This is a genomic window from Aureibaculum flavum (genome assembly GCF_016406085.1).
GTDB classification, from domain to species: domain Bacteria; phylum Bacteroidota; class Bacteroidia; order Flavobacteriales; family Flavobacteriaceae; genus Aureibaculum; species Aureibaculum flavum.
On sequence record NZ_JAEHFJ010000006.1, the window covers coordinates 19,331 to 36,678 of the forward strand.

At 31.5% G+C, this 17,348-nt stretch carries 21 protein-coding genes and 1 riboswitch; all 21 genes read right to left on the reverse strand.

The window, feature by feature from the left end:
* Positions 1-5 precede the first annotated feature (5 nt).
* A riboswitch (cobalamin riboswitch) is annotated at positions 6-224 on the reverse strand.
* Positions 225-488: 264 nt separating this feature from the next.
* The 21 genes from JBL43_RS12965 to JBL43_RS13065 all read right to left on the reverse strand — a co-directional run bounded on the left by JBL43_RS12965 (position 489) and on the right by JBL43_RS13065 (position 17,240).
* Entirely contained in the window at positions 489-857 is a 369-nt protein-coding gene (locus tag JBL43_RS12965) for a DoxX family protein (RefSeq protein ID WP_198841843.1), read from the reverse strand.
* Positions 858-866: 9 nt separating this feature from the next.
* The gene (locus JBL43_RS12970; RefSeq protein ID WP_198841844.1) at positions 867-1,514 is read right to left on the reverse strand and encodes a DsbA family oxidoreductase; all 648 of its coding nucleotides are present in this window, start codon (positions 1,512-1,514) and stop codon (positions 867-869) included.
* A 3-nt stretch (positions 1,515-1,517) separates the two neighbouring features.
* On the reverse strand, positions 1,518-1,832 hold the full coding sequence (locus JBL43_RS12975) for an EthD family reductase (RefSeq protein WP_198841845.1): 315 nt from the start codon (positions 1,830-1,832) through the stop codon (positions 1,518-1,520).
* A gap of 87 nt (positions 1,833-1,919) precedes the next feature.
* Entirely contained in the window at positions 1,920-2,483 is a 564-nt protein-coding gene (locus tag JBL43_RS12980; protein ID WP_198841846.1) for a carboxymuconolactone decarboxylase family protein, read from the reverse strand.
* Between the two features lie 79 nt (positions 2,484-2,562).
* The gene (locus tag JBL43_RS12985; protein WP_198841847.1) at positions 2,563-3,126 is read right to left on the reverse strand and encodes a TetR/AcrR family transcriptional regulator; all 564 of its coding nucleotides are present in this window, start codon (positions 3,124-3,126) and stop codon (positions 2,563-2,565) included.
* Between the two features lie 121 nt (positions 3,127-3,247).
* Positions 3,248-4,093 carry an SDR family oxidoreductase gene (locus JBL43_RS12990; protein ID WP_198841848.1) on the reverse strand — a complete coding sequence of 282 codons (846 nt, stop codon included), beginning with the start codon at positions 4,091-4,093 and terminating at the stop codon, positions 3,248-3,250.
* 106 nt (positions 4,094-4,199) lie between these two features.
* A complete protein-coding gene (locus JBL43_RS12995) occupies positions 4,200-4,865 on the reverse strand; it encodes an aspartate/glutamate racemase family protein (protein WP_198841849.1) in 666 nt (221 codons plus the stop codon).
* A 3-nt stretch (positions 4,866-4,868) separates the two neighbouring features.
* Positions 4,869-5,816 carry an L-histidine N(alpha)-methyltransferase gene (locus tag JBL43_RS13000; RefSeq protein ID WP_198841850.1) on the reverse strand — a complete coding sequence of 316 codons (948 nt, stop codon included), beginning with the start codon at positions 5,814-5,816 and terminating at the stop codon, positions 4,869-4,871.
* Positions 5,817-6,965, reverse strand: coding sequence for an ergothioneine biosynthesis protein EgtB (egtB, locus tag JBL43_RS13005; protein WP_198841851.1), 1,149 nt, complete (start codon positions 6,963-6,965; stop codon positions 5,817-5,819).
* 1 nt (position 6,966) lies between these two features.
* Positions 6,967-7,695: a siderophore-interacting protein gene (locus JBL43_RS13010; protein WP_198841852.1), complete on the reverse strand. Its 729-nt coding sequence runs from the start codon at positions 7,693-7,695 to the stop codon at positions 6,967-6,969.
* A 6-nt stretch (positions 7,696-7,701) separates the two neighbouring features.
* Complete coding sequence (locus JBL43_RS13015; protein ID WP_198841853.1) at positions 7,702-8,331, reverse strand: ferric reductase-like transmembrane domain-containing protein; 630 nt, start codon at positions 8,329-8,331, stop codon at positions 7,702-7,704.
* Position 8,332: 1 nt separating this feature from the next.
* Positions 8,333-8,530, reverse strand: coding sequence for a hypothetical protein (locus tag JBL43_RS13020; RefSeq protein ID WP_198841854.1), 198 nt, complete (start codon positions 8,528-8,530; stop codon positions 8,333-8,335).
* A gap of 1 nt (position 8,531) precedes the next feature.
* On the reverse strand, positions 8,532-9,164 hold the full coding sequence (locus JBL43_RS13025) for an O-methyltransferase (protein ID WP_198841855.1): 633 nt from the start codon (positions 9,162-9,164) through the stop codon (positions 8,532-8,534).
* 193 nt (positions 9,165-9,357) lie between these two features.
* Entirely contained in the window at positions 9,358-9,861 is a 504-nt protein-coding gene (locus tag JBL43_RS13030) for a MoaF-related domain-containing protein (RefSeq protein ID WP_198841856.1), read from the reverse strand.
* 98 nt (positions 9,862-9,959) lie between these two features.
* Entirely contained in the window at positions 9,960-10,820 is an 861-nt protein-coding gene (locus JBL43_RS13035) for a helix-turn-helix domain-containing protein (protein ID WP_198841857.1), read from the reverse strand.
* 160 nt (positions 10,821-10,980) lie between these two features.
* Positions 10,981-12,870 (reverse strand): monovalent cation:proton antiporter-2 (CPA2) family protein, encoded by a 1,890-nt coding sequence (locus JBL43_RS13040; protein WP_198841858.1) that lies wholly within the window; start codon positions 12,868-12,870, stop codon positions 10,981-10,983.
* A gap of 3 nt (positions 12,871-12,873) precedes the next feature.
* Positions 12,874-13,470 (reverse strand): glutathione-regulated potassium-efflux system oxidoreductase KefF, encoded by a 597-nt coding sequence (gene kefF, locus JBL43_RS13045; protein ID WP_198841859.1) that lies wholly within the window; start codon positions 13,468-13,470, stop codon positions 12,874-12,876.
* Positions 13,471-13,549: 79 nt separating this feature from the next.
* A complete protein-coding gene (locus tag JBL43_RS13050) occupies positions 13,550-15,040 on the reverse strand; it encodes an aldehyde dehydrogenase family protein (RefSeq protein ID WP_198841860.1) in 1,491 nt (496 codons plus the stop codon).
* 44 nt (positions 15,041-15,084) lie between these two features.
* Positions 15,085-15,711, reverse strand: coding sequence for a putative quinol monooxygenase (locus JBL43_RS13055; RefSeq protein ID WP_198841861.1), 627 nt, complete (start codon positions 15,709-15,711; stop codon positions 15,085-15,087).
* A 29-nt stretch (positions 15,712-15,740) separates the two neighbouring features.
* Entirely contained in the window at positions 15,741-16,682 is a 942-nt protein-coding gene (locus tag JBL43_RS13060; RefSeq protein ID WP_198841862.1) for an NADP-dependent oxidoreductase, read from the reverse strand.
* 39 nt (positions 16,683-16,721) lie between these two features.
* Positions 16,722-17,240, reverse strand: a complete 519-nt coding sequence (locus JBL43_RS13065; RefSeq protein ID WP_165749685.1) for a nuclear transport factor 2 family protein — start codon at positions 17,238-17,240, stop codon at positions 16,722-16,724.
* Between the last annotated feature and the right edge of the window lie 108 nt (positions 17,241-17,348).

Genomic DNA, 17,348 nt, shown 5'->3' on the forward strand with positions numbered 1-17,348 from the left:
TTGTTTTTAAATGTTTTCAATTGGCAGGTCTCCTGGCTTGCGTCTTATTGTGAACCTTCCCGCAAAAAAAAGCAGTGGTAAGTAGTATTACAATAAGCATCTTGAAATTCATCAAGACTAAGCGTACAGTTGCGGGAACAGCTTCTGATTTTAACAGAATTCCCTTTTAATTTTCACTATTTTAACTTTTCAAATAGTGTAAAACCAATAAGCGGCAAATATAAGTTTTTTTTAGATTTTGGAGTAGCGATTACTATTAAAGTCACATTAATGGTGTACTATTTCTGAATTAGATAATTTTGATAAATAATAATTACACTATCCTTAAAATTAAGGCAGTAATTTATATGATTAGCATTAGTTTACCCCCTTTTTATTAGGATCCGTAAATTGATAGGATATTAAATTCTTAAAACAGACTGAGAACGGTTTCTTAAATTGGTCCCCAGTCCTATAACGATTTGTAAAACTGGTAAAAGGTAGCTATCCTATTCCTTTGTTACCTTATTTATTCTTTTTCTAAAAACATATGATGTTACTAAAGAAACGAATGCAATTACGGACAATAGCTCACCACCATCTTTGATCATAATATGAGCAAAAAATGCCAATATAACCGCAAAGAAAAAAGCGGAATAAGCCCATTCTTTTATACTATTGAATTTTGGGTTCCAAATAGCAAACAAACCTAAAAGTTTAGCCGTAGCATAAGGATAGATGATATATGTAGGATACCCTAGTTTTACAAATTCTGTTTTTATAAATTCATGATTAAAGAAATACATGCCTGCAGATAGTAAGATAACCATCGAAAAAACAACAGTTGCTATGTAATATATTATTTTATATTTTTTCATAATAACCCCCTATTGTTTACTTATTAATTCTGAAAGTACTTGTTTAAAAGTATCGACTGGCTGTGCTCCAGTTACGGCACTTTTTCTATCAAATACAATTGTTGGAACAGAGTTTATTCCTAAATTTTTCCAATACCCTTCTTCACTTTTCACATTGTAACGAGCTTCGTCGTTATCTAATTTAGCTAATCCTTCTGCTGCATTTAAGCCAACATCTAATAACGCTTGCTTTAAAATATCTCTTCTAGATACATCTTTCCGCTCACTAAAAAAGGCAGTAGTTAAACGCATTTTTAATTCCGTTTGCTTATTAAATTCTTTTGCATAATCTAATAAAACATGGGCATCAAAAGTATTGACTATTCGCATATCATCAAAATAATCGAATTTAAAACCAAGTGCCGCACCAACGTCAGTCATATTTTGTTTCGATGCTATTTGTTGCTCTTTAGTAGAACCATATTTCTCTGTAATATGTTCATCTACATTCTGACCTTCAGCAGGCATATCCGGATTCAATTCAAAAGGGTGCCATTCAATGTCTACTTGATCTTCAACACCTAGTTCAGCAATGGCTTTTTCTAAACGTTTGTAGCCAATGGTACACCAAGGACAAACAACATCAGAAACAATATCTATTTTTAATTTTTCTTTCATTTTTTAAAATGTTATCAATTCACTAATTTGTAATACTCCTTTTACATTACTGTAATTTTTTAAGTCAGCCGCAAAAAATTCCGCATGTGGACCAAATGACCCCTGAAAAGAGGCTACATCATCAAATAATAATTGTGCAATAGCAATATAAGGAGCAGCCTCACCAGGAACTCTACTTGCTACCCCTAAGTCTAACTCCAACCCTTTTAAGGCATCGCCAACTTTATTTGAAACCATTGGTAAATGATCATTTTTGTAATAGTCTATATCAAACTTTACATCTTTACCGTTTGGATACATAACAGATACTTTTATCATACTCTTTTATTTTTAAATTTCAAACCAGTAATCCTTCCGAATAAAAATACGAAAGGATTATTGATTAATTATTTTTTTTTTTAAACCCTAAGATTTCACATTCTCTTTAGACCAAGCAAACTTTTTAAAAGGAGCATCTACTGGAGTATTAGCAATATGATTTGTATAATTACTAATTACTTTTTGAGATAAACCTAATATAATTTCTAACACTTGTTGTTCTCCATAACCTGCTGCATAAAAAGCAGCTAACTCCTCTTGATTTACATGCCCACGATTACGTACAATACTTAAGGTCATGTTACGTAGAGCTTCCAACTTTGGATTTTCTAATGGTGTTTCATCACGTAACGCATTATTTATAGCATCATCTACCTTCATCATGCTGGCAATAGCAGTGTGTGCAGGTACACAATAATGACATTCGTGTTCTACGTTTATGGTTTGCCAAACTACAGTTAATTCTTCATTATTAAATGATGAGTCAACAAAAAGTTTATGAATTGTTTGATATGCTTCTAAGATACCTGGAGCTCCAGCTAAAACACCGTGCAACCCAGGAATCATTCCGTTTGATTTCAAAGATTGTTCTAAAAAAGTTTTGCTTCCTTCTGGAGCAGATTCAATGTCGTGAATTTTTAATGTTGTCATAATTTCTGTTTTATTTTGTTATTATTATTATTACTATTTTTTCTAAACAATCGTTTAGTTATTGTGCAAAAAAAAAGGCTTATATATTTTTAAACGTCATTTCAATATAGTCTTCAATTTCTTTTTGCGAATTTACTCTTGCTGCTGCTGCTAAACCATGTTTTGCTAGCAGTAAAAAATTGGCTTCTTTAAGAACCGTCTCTTCACTTTTCTTATGATCCATTCTTAATTTTTCAATAAACAATGCTTTCAAATTATCCATAAAGGCAACCATTTCCTCTTTAATCAATTGATCTTGGTTTTCTGAAAACTCATTATACGTATTGGTTACTAAACAGCCTTTTTGGTTTCCTTCTTTATAATTTGAACTTACAGAGTCATAGAAAAATTGTTTTATATCTTCTACACCATTCGTTGCTTTTTTTAATTTATCTAGTGTAGCACTCACTTTTGTTTTGTAACACTTTAAACTTTCAAGAAAGAGACCGTGTTTATTACCAAAACTAGAATAGATAGAAAATTTATTAATGCCCATTTCTTTTTCAAGCATTTGCATTGATGTTGTTTCGTAGCCTTTTTTCCAAAAAAGTTGCATTGCTTTTTCAACAACTTCATCTTCTCTATATTCTTTTTTCCTTGCCATTATTTCTAATTACTTTGCAAAACTAAACAATCGTTTAGTAATAACCAATTATTTTATCATTTATTTATAAATCTAATGCCAATTACTTCTTAAATAACAGCTATACAAACAAAATAAATATTTATCCCTTAAAATTTTTGATCATTTCTAAAGGCGATTTATGAGGTCTATCTGCTGCTTTTTCAAAATCTGAAGACACATTATAGGCACCTTCTTTTATACCTTCATAAATACCAGCAATTATGGTACCCATAAAATCGCCTAACGCTGCTTTTCGTTCAGTTGCATATTCTTCAAATGAAATACTATTAAAAACGAGTTGAGTATCATATATTTGGTTAATATATGTAACAAGCTCACTCTGTGTGATAGCATTACCAGCTAAATTATAGGTTTTGCCGTTGTGCTTTTCTTCTAAAAGCATTTTTGCATAAGCATACCCCAATTCCTCTCTACTAGTATAGGTACATTTTCCTTCTCCCGCACAATTTCTAATTTCACCTTCCTTAACATAAGTTTCTAAATACTCTAAATCAGGTTCTATATAAATTCCATTTCTTCCAATAACCCATTCCAATCCAGAACTTATAATGTCTTTTTCAGTTTGTCTGTTGGATTGTACAATAGGACTAAAAGCATTATTTTCTTCAGCTCCAACAATACTGGTGTATACTATTTTTTTTACACCATTACTCTTTGCCGCCTCAATCACATTTCTATGTTGAATAATTCTTTTTTGTGGTTCATCCATACCTGAGACCAACAGTACTATATCTATACCCTTTAATGCTAAATTAAAATCTTCACGATTATTATAATCACCTTTTCTAATTTCAACTCCTAAATGTTTTGCTTTTTCGGGTGTACGTGCAATCGCAATTACATGCTCTTTCCCTACTTCTTTAATTAAATGTTTTACAATTGAGCCTCCTAGTTTTCCGCTGGCTGATGTTACTGCTATTTTCATTGTATTGTTATTAAATTGTTATGTTGTATTTAAAATACAAAGTTGGGTATTAATCACAATTATTCAAAGGTAAATGTCGGTCTAAAAATGGTAAATTTATGATTACTTAAAGTACTAATTTTACAGCCTCTTCCATTTGTACTTGTGCCATATCTATAAGTTTTTCATTTCCAATAGGCCGTAAAACAGAAAGCTCTGTACAACCTAAAACAACAGGATTATTCTCTGAATACTTTTTAATAATTAAGTGGAACTTTTTAATTAAATTATCCGTTTCTTTTTCAGAATACACTTCTTTTCTTACTTCATCTATAAAGAGCATATCCTTTTCGGAAGGCTGCAGCACCTCAATACCATTGGCTTTAAAATGATCCTTAATATAGCTTGCTTTCATGCTAAAAATAGAACCAAATAAAACAATGCTATCCCATTTGTTTTTCTTAAGTTTTGATATTGTCAAATGAATTGGATGAAGTATGTTTTTTGTTATTTTTAACCTATCTATTGTTTCATGAAGTGTGATGTTAGGAATTAACAAATGTTCAACATTAAGCTGTTCTAATTGCGTTATATATTGTTTTACTGAAGTATCTAAAGCGTCAGAAGTATAAGGTAAAAGCGTATTGATAGTATTAAAATCAGTATTTAACAATACGAATGGACACGTACTATAACCTCCTTTTTTTAAGTTGTAAAATATATTTAATTGGCTTATATAAAAAGACGTGCTACGGCTACCAAGACCTAATATGCCAAGTGTTGTTTCTGTCATTTTTTAATTTCTAATTAAAACATAATCTGCAAAATACCCTTTGCTATCCATTATTTTATTTTCAATAGAAAAATCAGTATTTTCAATGATCTTCTCTATAAGTTCATCATTATATTTTCTTGAAATTTCTGTGTGTATTTTTTCTCCTTTTGCAAAATGATATGTTTTGCCTATAGTTTTTACCTCTACAGATTGTTCAACAGTACTTATTATAAAACTTTTGGCAACACCATCTTTCTCATCGTATTCAGGTTGATGTTTAAAGTTATTTAAGTTAAAATCACTCTTTAATTCCCTATTAATTCTATCTAGTAAATTAATATTAAAAGCTGCTGTAATTCCTTTACTGTCGTTATATGCTGGTAATACTATTTCTTCAGATTTAATTAAATCTACCCCTAACAAAAGTTTATCACCAGCTAAAAGGTTAGCCCCTAACTTATAGATAAATTCTGAAGCTAAATCGTCAGTCATATTTCCAATATTGGAACCCAAAAACAAGATGACTTTTGGCTTTTTACTTTCTTTTAAAGAATCTAACACTTCAAAATAATCACCTTGTTGCGTTTTAACCGACAGATTGGGAATAGCGGTATTCAAATCTTCCTTTAAAAGGTGTAATGCATTAGCAGAAATATCAATAGGAAAGTAATCAAATTTAAAGTTTTGACTGTCTAATTTTTTCAATAACTCTTTGGTCTTTAAGCCATCACCTGCACCTAATTCTATCAATTCAAAATAAGTATCCTTCTTTAAATCAAAAGTTTGAATTAATTGCTGCGTTTTATTTTTAAAAATATCTAACTCACTACGAGTTAAATAGTATTCTGGTAAATTCATTATTTCAACAAAAAGAGCATCTCCTTTTTTGTCGTAAAAATATTTTGAAGGGAGAGTTTTGGGGTTTGCTTCAAGTCCTTTTTTTACTTCATTTTTGAATGTTTCTATCATCTATTTAGCGAGTCTTATTCCTGTAAATTGCCATCTTTCAGTAGGGTTAAAAAAGTTTCGATATGTTGGTCGGCTATGATTTTTCGAGGTTGCCACTGAAGCACCTCTTAATACCATTTTATTACTCATAAATTTTCCATTATATTCACCAACGGCACCATTTTCTTTTGTGAAACCAGGGTAAGGTAGGTAAGCACTATTTGTCCATTCCCAACGTGGCCCCCAATTCAATTGACCAGCTGCAATTTCCCATTCAAATTCGGTAAGTAATCGCATACCTTTCCATTCGGCATAAGCGTTTGCTTCGTAATAATTTATGTGACATAAAATTGCGTTTCTATCTACTTTTTGCAATCCAGAAAGCGTGTAATGGTACCATTCTACATCCATTTTATGCCAATACATAGGTGCATTGATTGTGTTATTATTCACCCAAGACCAACCTTCGTCTAACCACAGATTAAAATCAGTGTACGCTCCAGATTCCATAAACTCCATGTATTCTCCATTAGTAACCAAATGGTTGTTTACAATAAAGTCGTTAACAAAAACCTTATGAACACCCAATTCATTATCATAACAAAAATCGGCTCCTTGATGTCCAATTTCATAGATACCAGCAGCAACACTTACTCTTTCTACACTTGTGTTTTTACCATGCACTAAAGCATAGTTATCATTAAAAACTGGAAAAATAGGATTGTGGCCTAACATGTACTTTACATCTGTAATCAACAATTCTTGATGTTGTTGTTCATGATTTAAACCAAGAGTAATCAAATTGATAATCTCTTTATCTGAAATAGTTTTTAAAAAAACTTGCATCTGAGTATCTACATACGTACGGTATTCATAAATTGAATCGGTACTTGGTCTAGACATATTACCTCTATTGGTTTGTAAAATACGACTACCCACATTATTATAATAGCTATTAAAAAGAAAATTAAAATTGGGATTAAATTCTTTATAATTATCTAAATAATTTTTAAGGATAAAAGTTTCAAAAAACCATGTTGTGTGAGCTAAATGCCATTTAGCAGGACTTGCAAATTGCACTACTTGAATTGAATAATCTTCCAGTTCTAAATGACTGCAAAAATCAATTGTAGCTTGTCGTATTTCTTTATATTTTTCACTAATATTCATTTTATTCTAATCCTTTTTTATCTGGGTTCCAAAATGGTTTTGTCTTAATTTGTTTTATATTCCATTTTAATTCATGTCTAAAATATTGATTTAATGCAATACATACTCTACTATCACCAGCAATATAAACTATTTTTTCTTTTTTTAATTTACCTGCCAATTGTTTTACAATTTTTAAAATTTCATCAATTGCGTTTTGTTCTAAACTATAAAAGTTAAAAGGAATAGAACCATCTACATCTTGAAAAAAATCATCACTGTTTTTTGTGTAAACTAGACTTTCTACATGCTTGGTGTTTGACAAGTTTCTATGTATAATATATAAATGTGAAAGTGCTGATAAATCACCAATCATTAAATAACTATCTGCGGTAGTATCCAATAAAAAATTCCCTTTTTTCCATTTAAAATAAACCGTATCTCCGATGTTACAATTTTGACCCCATTCTGCTCCAATGCCCTTACTTTCTGTCGCAATAGCTAAGTCTAAATAGCCTTCAGTGTGGTTAATATTCCATACACTATAGCTTCTCACTTTATCCTTAAAAGAAATATTATCATTGCCAATACCGATACCCAAACGTATAAAATAACCGGGCTCAAATTCTGCTTTCTTAATACTCTCACTTTTCAATCTAATTTGATAAACAGATGGTGAAAGTTGAACCTTATTTTCAATTATTGCATCTTGCAATACTACCTTTTTTAATATATTTTCTAGTAATCCCATTTTATTCTAAAGTGTTGACACTTTTCTCTTTTTACGTATTTTAATAAATTTACTTTTTACTGAAGGCATTCGTATAATAAAGCCTAAGCCAACAATAATGGCATAAATTAACCATGTTTTTTCTAATAGTACAATATGTAACAAACTTAAAAAGATGGCTATGTAAGCTAGGCTTTGAAGTTTTTTCCAATTCTTTTTTAGAAGCCTCATAGATTTTTTATTAGAGGTAAAAAACAAAGGAACTAAAATTAAAATCGCAATAAATCCGGCAATATAATTAAATTGAGAAAAGGTTTCTAAAAAGCCCTCTGCTATTAAAAAAATGATAAAATGAAGGAAGCTCCATACAGCAGTTGAAATACCCATGGCTTGCCTTACATAAAGATTGGTAACTCCAAAAATGATAAAGACCGGTGTTAAGGTTAACACGGCAGTCATCCATCTTATAGCAAATTCACCAGAGATATGATATAACATTTCTAAAGTGGTCATACCTTCACTACCAGCACCTTCAACTAAAGTAATTGAAAAACCATTTGTAAAATCAACGTTAATCATGTTTAAAATAATAAACATGGGGAATAAGGCTAATAGTGCAACTATCATCCAGCCATAATTCCTTTTTAAAAATACCATATTATTTGGTTGATTTCATTTCTGCTAATTCCTTTTCTAAAGCTTCTGCTTTTTCCTTGAATTTTTGCATAGCATTTTTTAGTTGACCTACTTTTTTGATCAGTTCATCATCTTGAACGGCTTTAAAAGTTGTTTCTCCGTTCGTTACTTTTATTTTTGATTTACCACCACAAGTTGGGCAGTTTGCTACATCACTCATATTATTTATTATTTATTGTTATTAATACCACTTTACCATTAAATTCAGTTTGAAATTTATATTTTTTATTTTGACTAACTGTCTTTAAAAATGCTAATGACTCTTCCATATTTGCATTGTCTACATAAACAATAGTATTGTTATTAAAATTTGGTTCTAACATTTGAAATATGGGCAAATACAAATCTTTCCAACCATCTAAAAACAACAAATCTATTGACGCTCTATGGTTTTTTAAAGTTTCCATGGCATCACCAATTCTAACTTCTATTATAGTGTTAACTCTCGCTTTTTTAAAATTTTCAATAGCTTTATGAGCTTTAGACTCTATTAATTCTGTTGTAATTATATGACCTTGAGTTTCAATTACTCCTTTTGCTAAATACAAGGTCGATATTCCGAATGAAGTGCCAAACTCAACAATATTTTTAAAATTATTGGACTTAATTAATTGCACTAAGCCTTCTCCTTGCTTTTTGGAGATGGAGAGATAGGCATCTTTAAAATCTGAAGGTTGCATAGGTGTAAACATACTTTTTGCAAGTCCTTTAATGATTTTATATTTATCTTTTTTTGAGTCGCTTAATAAGTAGTTTAAGGTATTCTCAATGTTGTTGTTCTTTACCAAATCCATAAATTTATAATTTAAATACACTGCAACGTTGACATAAACAATGCCTTAAATTTTTATCAAATTGAGTTTTAAATATACATGTGAAACCTACTCGCTTAGTAAGAATACATTTAAAATACAAAAATCGAATAGATTTGAAAAAACCTTTAACGCATATCACTTTTTTCCTAATTGAATCGCTACAATTATAAAACTATTCAGTTTTGTTTAAATGATCAATAATTCCACTGCTAAATACTGTTTTTAAGGTTCTTGCAGGTTTGTTTTCGTAACCGATGATAATCGAACTATGCACTATCATTTTTTCGAAATCAAAAACTATAGTTAAATAATCTTTTTTTCCTGTTTCGTGCCAATTGACTAAATACAAGTTATCACCAATTTTACGAGAACGATAAGAGATGTCTGAATTCCCATTACCTTTTGCTGGACCTGCAACCCATTCATATTCAGCTTTACCATTGCTAAACTCCATATGGATTGCAGTTCCGTTTTGATACTGAAAGTTCAGTGAGTAACCATCTAAAAAATGTTCTGGCTCACCAAATTGAAATTTACTTTCTTCGATGGTTTTGCTTTGAGCGAAACTATGTCCTACACTAAATAACGTAAGACAAACAAAAACGATTAATTTTGTTTTACCGACGAAGCTTTTATTATTTATCTTGTGTAAGTGATTTTTCTCTGAATAATTCATTTTCTATCAATTTAAAGTTTGATACAAAATTGGCACTTTACTCAATAGTCATAAAGGTAAATCTTCGTAAAAAAATGGTTAATATGAGAAACGAGATACTATAATTCGTTTTTAAACTGTTTGGGTGTAGTTCCAGTATGCTTTTTGAAGAATTTTGTAAAATTTGTGACCTCATCGAAACCTACAGCATATCCGATTTCCTTTAAACTATTATTAGTGCTTGCAATGGCTCTTTTTATTTCAAGAATCACAAAATCATCAATAAATTTTTTGGCAGTATTCAACGTAAATTCTTTAACTATTTGATTTAAATGTTTTGTAGATACCATCAAAACATTCGCATAGTCCTTTACATTCCGAGTGGAAACATACTTTTCTTCAACTAAATTTTTAAATTTAAAAAATAATGGATAATACTTGTTTTGATTGGGCTCTTTACCATCTTGAGATAAGCGTTCTAGTCTCAGTAAGTATAATTCAAGCATAGCAGCCACAATGTTTTTTTGGGCGAAAGTATTTTCCATTTCAAGTTCATCCTTTAATTGCTCAATAAACGTTTCGTTAAAATTACTTCCATCAACAGTTGTTTTGGAAATATGATAATTATAGAGATGTGAAATAAACTCAATGGACGATTTAGAAAAATAATTCAAAACAAATTCTTCGGTGAACAAAACAAGAAATCCATCATATTTAGGGTTTTCCTCAAATGCATGTACTTGTCCCTTTGCTATTTTTAATATTGAACCTACCTTTAATGGATATTCTTTTAAATCGACCTGATGACTCCCCTCACCTTTGGTAACAATTAACAAGGCAAAAAAACTAACTCTGTGAGGTAAATTGGGATTATGATCTAAACCTGTTTTTATTTTAGCAAATAACTTGGATAAATAAAGAAACTCGAACTCTGTTTCTTTTTTCTCGCTTTGAAATGATATGTTGGGAATGTTATTCAAATCGTTGTTATGTTTTCTTATTTTTAAATATAATGATTTCGATTTAAAAAATTATACTTCGTGATTTTTAAGCTCACTCTATTACATATTTCCTACATAGAGCAACACTTGGATGTTTTTCTAAGTTCTAATTACGCTAATTACAGATAGCTGTATAGATCTAAGACTCTTTTGTGTTTTTCAAAATCGCTCTTATATATTCACTATCCCAATGGTTATCATATTCAACAATACCTCTTTTAAAATCTTCATTTAAAAATTTTTCTTGTTGCTCTAACTCTTTTTTAACTTTAAAAATATAGTCATCATCATGGTTTGGTTCTGTTGCTAGCCTTCTTAAACTATCTTCGTCATATTTTATAAAATTTCTAACCTGTCTATTAATTGTATATTTTCTAAATCCTAATTTACTCAATACATCTTTAGCTAAGGTTAATGAAGTTTCTAGTGATTCGCGATAAATATTTTCGTTACCAAGATTTAATAACTCATAAGCATCAAACCTATCTTTTGTTCGGATCAATAATTCTACATGCGGATATTTATCTTTAATTAAACTACTAATTGCTTTAGAAACTGAAATTTTATTGGTTGCACATATAACAATTTTAGCTTCTGCAATACCTGCCGATTCTAATAAGTCAATACGTGTTGCATCTCCATAGTATACCTCAAAGCCCATTTTCCTTAGAAAATCTACACGACTAGAATCATGATCAAGTATGGTTGTTTCAACACCATGAGATCGCAAAAACCTTCCTATAGTGCTTCCGAAATTACCAAAACCAACTAATATAATTTTTTGAGATTTTGCAATATGATCCATAGGCCGTTTTACAGACTCTTTAGTACCAATTCTCGGCAATATTAAACGTTCGTTAATTATTCCAAGTATGGGTGTTAAAGACATACTAAGTGCAGTTATCACCAACATCATATCCATTTGATCTTGCTGTAAAATATTGAGTCCTGAAGCGAACGCCAGCAGTACAAATGCAAATTCTCCTATTTGTGCTAAGCTAAATGTCAATAACAACTTTTGATCTAATTTTAGTTTAAACAGATGACCAGTTATAAATAAAACTATCGCTTTTAAAACAATAATTGCAACTAAAATTCCGCCAATGGTAAGTGGACTGTTCGCTATAACGATAAAATTTATGGAAGCTCCAACCGCCATGAAGAAGAGGCCTAAAAGTAAATTTTTAAACGGTTCTAGCGTACTTTCTAATTCATGTTTAAACTCACTATTTGACAAAACTACTCCACCCAAAAAGGCACCTAAAGCAGGACTAATTCCAACATATTCCATTAAGAATGAAATAGAAAAAACGATTAAAAAAGCTGCTGCTATTAGTAACTCACGCACACCTGTCTTAGCTACTTTACGCATCATAGGAACTATTAAATATTTACCTGCAACTATTATTAATACCACTGATAAAATAATAGCCAATGTTTGTAAACCTATGGGTAGACTATTTAATAAATTAGAATGCCCATCTTGGTTTTCGGCAGAAACATTACCGTCTGAATTTGACAATAGTGGAATAAAACCCAACATAAAAATCACAATAATATCTTGAAAAAGTAATATGGAAAAGGAAGCAGTACCAAATGTGGAATCCATTAATCCTTTTTCCTTTATCGTTTGCATTGCAATTGCTGTGGATGATAATGCGACAGCCATAGAAATCACCAACGCTACTTTCCACTCTAAACCTAATAGTGTAAACAAAATATAAGAAAGTAACATGGTCCCTCCTACTTGTAGACCTCCCATGCCTACAATAGTTTTTCTCATTTTCCAGAAATTTTTTGGTTCAATCTCTAGCCCTATGAGAAACAACATCATTACGACACCAAACTCTGCAAAATGTAATATGTCATCACCTTCATTTCCAATAAAACCTAGTACATAAGGTCCGATTAATACACCTGCTAATAGATATCCAATGACAGAACTTAACCCAAATCGTTTGGCAATAGAAACACATAATATGGCTCCAGCTAAAAAGACAATGGCTTCAAACAGTAAACTTCCAGTCATATCTTATGAGATTTTTAATTTTTCTATATCATTTAAAAATAAAGTATCCTTAATATCAGATCGTTCCACAGTATTTTGAAGTAAGCCTATTAATTTCGAATATTGATTTGCATAAATTTGTAAATCTTCATCATTTAATTTGTGTGTTCCCATAACAGCAAATGGAGGCAAATACTTCATACCACATAATTTTGCAGTTTGTTCAAACGGTCTTAGAAATTGATTCACAGAAAAGCTATTTACACCCTCTGAACAATACATATCTTTTGACCCTCCAGTGGTTATTACATTAAGGCAGATTTTATCTTGTAGTGCTACCCCTTTAGGTCCATAGGCCCAATTAAACTCTAAAACCATGTCTATCCACTGTTTCATTAATGGTGGACAACTATACCAATATAATGGGTGATGCCAAATAATAACATCATGTTCATTTAGCAGTTCTTTTTCTTTATCTACATCAATATGAAAATCAGGATAACGTTCGTACAAATCGTGCAGCGTTACTCCTTCCTTATCCTTTATCCTTTCAATAAGTGCTGAATTTGCTCTTGACTTTTCAAATTTAGGATGCGAAAACAGAATTAGTATTTTTTTCATACGGCAAATTTAAATGAAAAAAAATAAGCGATTAGTATTTAACTTCTAATCGCTTATTTAAAATGTTTTAGGCCAGCCTTTATTTAAAATCAGATGCTTTGAACGGATATTTTCTTGGTGTTTTCTGAATAGTTATCCAATGTGCAACGGTAAACGATTTTACGCCCCATTGTCCATTAAAACGACCTAATCCTGAGTTTTTAACACCTCCAAAGGGTGCATAAGCACTATCATTTACGGGTTGGTCATTAATATGCGTCATACCAGCTTCAATACCTTGTGCAAATGCCATTCCTTTAGCTTCGTCTTGTGTAAATACAGCACTAGACAAACCAAAATCTGTAGCATTAGCTAAACGCAATGCGTCTTCCATATCTTTAGCACGCGTAATAGAAACTGCAGGTCCAAAAATCTCGTGTTTAAACAACGGACAATTTTCATCTGTATCTACAAAAACGTGCGGTGGCATATGCAAACCATCTGCTTCACCACCTAAAGCCATTTTATAACCTTGTGCTTTAGCTTCGTCTATTAAATTTTTAACGGTGTCAAATTGTGCTTGATCTATGATTGGTCCTACAAACGTGTCAGGATCATTCATATCTAAACGTTTTAAGGTTTTAACTTTTGCAATGAATTTTTCTGTGAATTCGTCATAGACTTTATCTTCTACAATAATTCTGTTAATAGCCATACAAATTTGACCTTGGTTCATAAATTTACCCCAAGCAGCAGCCTCAACAGCTTGATCAATATCAGCATCTTCAAGCACTACGAACGGACTGTTACCACCCAATTCTAATTCGATATTTTTAATGATATCAGCACTCAACGCATTTATTCCTACTTGACGACCAACCGGAGTTGAACCTGTAAAAGAAATTAATTTTGAAATTGGATGTTTGGTAATTGCAGTACCAATAGTACTTCCGCCACCTGGCAATACACTTAATAACCCCTTTGGAAAACCTGCTTCCTCTAAAAATGAAGCAAAAATTAATCCTCCAGTCACTATAGAAGTCGATGCTGGTTTTAAAACCACTGCATTACCAACTGCTAAGGCAGGACCTAAAGTACGTGCTGTTAACTGTCCTGGGAAATTCCAAGGAGAAATTAATCCTATAACCCCTAATGGTTTTCTAACTGCAATGGATTCTTTTCCTTCAATATCTCGCGGTAAAATTTTACCTTCTACTAATAATGGTAAATGCACAGCACTTTCAAAAACACTAGCTACCAATTCGGCTTCAAAATAACCTTTAGCTAAGGTTGCTCCTACTTCTTTTCGTGCCCATTCTGCAAATTCTTGTTTACGATTTCTAACAACCGTAGCTAGTTTTTGCATCATTCTGCTCTTTTCTGGAGGTAATACTGCAGCCCATTTTTTTTGTGCAATTGCAGCTGTTTCAAAAGCTTCATTTACATCATCTACAGTTGCACTACTTAAAGAAAATAATTCCTCTTGATTCCAAGGGTTAATATCTTTTATGGCTGGCCCTTTTCCGTCTTTCCATTCGCCACCCACAAATATTTTTTTGGTGTAATTAGGTAATTCTTCTTGTGTTTTCATTTTTAGTGTTTTTTTTGATTACTATCTTTAATAACCAATAATTATTATATCTCGTTTACTTGATGTAAATATTCTGGGATAGGACGTTCTAATGTTTCTGATAACACTTTACCAGTTTCCATAGAAAGTGCGTCTGTTGTAGAAAATTTCAGTGCAAATTCTTGTGTTTTCCATTCCTCAATAACTACCAACTGATTTGGATTTTCTAAAACCGTATATGCATTGAAAGAAACACAATCATCTTGTGCTCGCACATTCGGTATTTGCTTCTCGTATTGTGCTATCAGTTTTTTGTTTTCATCAGCTTTAATATCAAACAAAGCAATAACACGTAGTTCTGCTGAATTTGCAGTACTGCTAAACTCTTCAACTCCTTTTTCTTCGGAAACTTCACCAACCAAAACATAAGCTTTAGGTGGGTTTACAAGTGCTTCATTTGCTAATTCTGCTAGTTTTAGTTCGTAGGGTTGAGAACGATGAAATGCCACAGCCTCTTCTCCTGTAAACAATTCATATCCAAAAAACATATTAGGGTTTTGCTTGTCTTCAAACAAGCGAATACCCAAACATCCTGGTTCTTCAACACTTCCCTTTTTAACAGCAATTAAAGCCTCTTTAAATTGAGAACGGAATGCTGGTTTTACTTCAAACTGACCTATAACTTTTATCATCTTACTTGATTTTAAATTATTGATTAATTCTAAAGAGTAACAATCACTTTGCCAACCGTTCTTCCTTTTTCTACTTCTCTATGTGCGTCTGCCATATCTTCAAAAGCAAACGTTTTATAGATGTTTGGTTTAATAGCACCACTTTCTAACATTCCTTTTAAAGTGTTCATGTCTTTAGCGCTTGAATGCACTAAAATATTAGAAACCGTTTTGTTTCCTTTCTCTGCTATAGCTTTAGCTTCTTCGGGCATATCCATACCAAAAGTGGTAATTACTGTTCCTCCATCTTTTAAAACCTTAGTGGAGTTCACTAATACTTGACCACCTTGAGTATCTAATACAAAGTCGATATCAGATAAGATTTCTTCAAATTTTTGTGTGTGATAATCTATAGCTTCAGCTGCACCAATAGATAGTACAAAATCTTTGTTTTTAGCTGAAGCAGTAGTAATTACATACGCTCCGAAGCTTTTTGCTATTTGAATTGCAAAATGACCAACTCCACCAGAACCAGCTTGAATTAAAACTTTATCTCCTTTATTAATTTTTCCTTCTAAAATTTGTAATGCCGTTAAAGCAGCCAAAGTAGTCGCAGCAGCTTCTTCAAAAGAAACGTTGCTTGGCATAAGTGCTAAATGAGCTTCTGGAGCTGCAACAAATTCCGCGTATGCTTTACCTGCTCCTGGAAAGTTTACCATCCCAAAAACAGTATCACCTACTTTAAAATCGGTAACGGCTGTACCAGCCTCAGTTACTGTTCCTGCAATATCCCATCCTAAAATAACTGGACGATTTTTACCGTACATTGAATCCAACATTTTGTCAGTGTACTTTGGTTTTACATCTGCAGGGTTTAATGAAATTGCTTTAACAGCAACTAACACTTCGTTTTCTTTTATGCTTGGCTTTTCTACTTCTGCTAAATGAAGGTTTTCTGGTCCTCCTGCTTTTGTTAATACTATAGCTTTCATATTGTGTGTTTTTTAAAAAATTATATTTGATGAATTTGATTAAAATAAAGGATTATCGTTCGCAGATTTATCTCCTTTATTGAAGGTGTTAAACGCATCCCAATGTTCAGAAATTTTACCGTCTGTAATTCTAAAAACATCCATTGTAGAGGTTCTATCACCTTCTTTATTTGTAATTACTTGTACAAAAACTAGGTCTTTTTCTGCAACAATAAGATTGAAGTTGAGTTTAAATTTAGGAGCATCTTTTAACCAAATAGGTAACATTTCTTTAAGCGCTTCTCTACCGTCTGCAACATTAGGGTTGTGCTGAATGTAAACTGGACCAACATATTTATCTATGTTTTGATAATTCTGGTTTCCGAAGAGGTCTTGATAAAAATCTGTTACTACTTTTTTGTTTGCCTCTAAAGTCGCTTGCTCCTGATTTTGAACTTCTATTTTAGATTCCAAATTTGTAATGTTTTCATTTAATTTTTTTAATTCCGCAGAATTGTCTGTACAAGATGCAAATAAGATAGCACCAATTAATACTACTGTTAGTTGTACTTTTTTCATAATTTTAATTTTAGTTATTTGTTAATTTTAATGACACTATAAATCTATAAATGTCTTATAATTTAGTAATGGTAAAAATGCTCCCTTGGACTGTACTTTTGTGCCCTT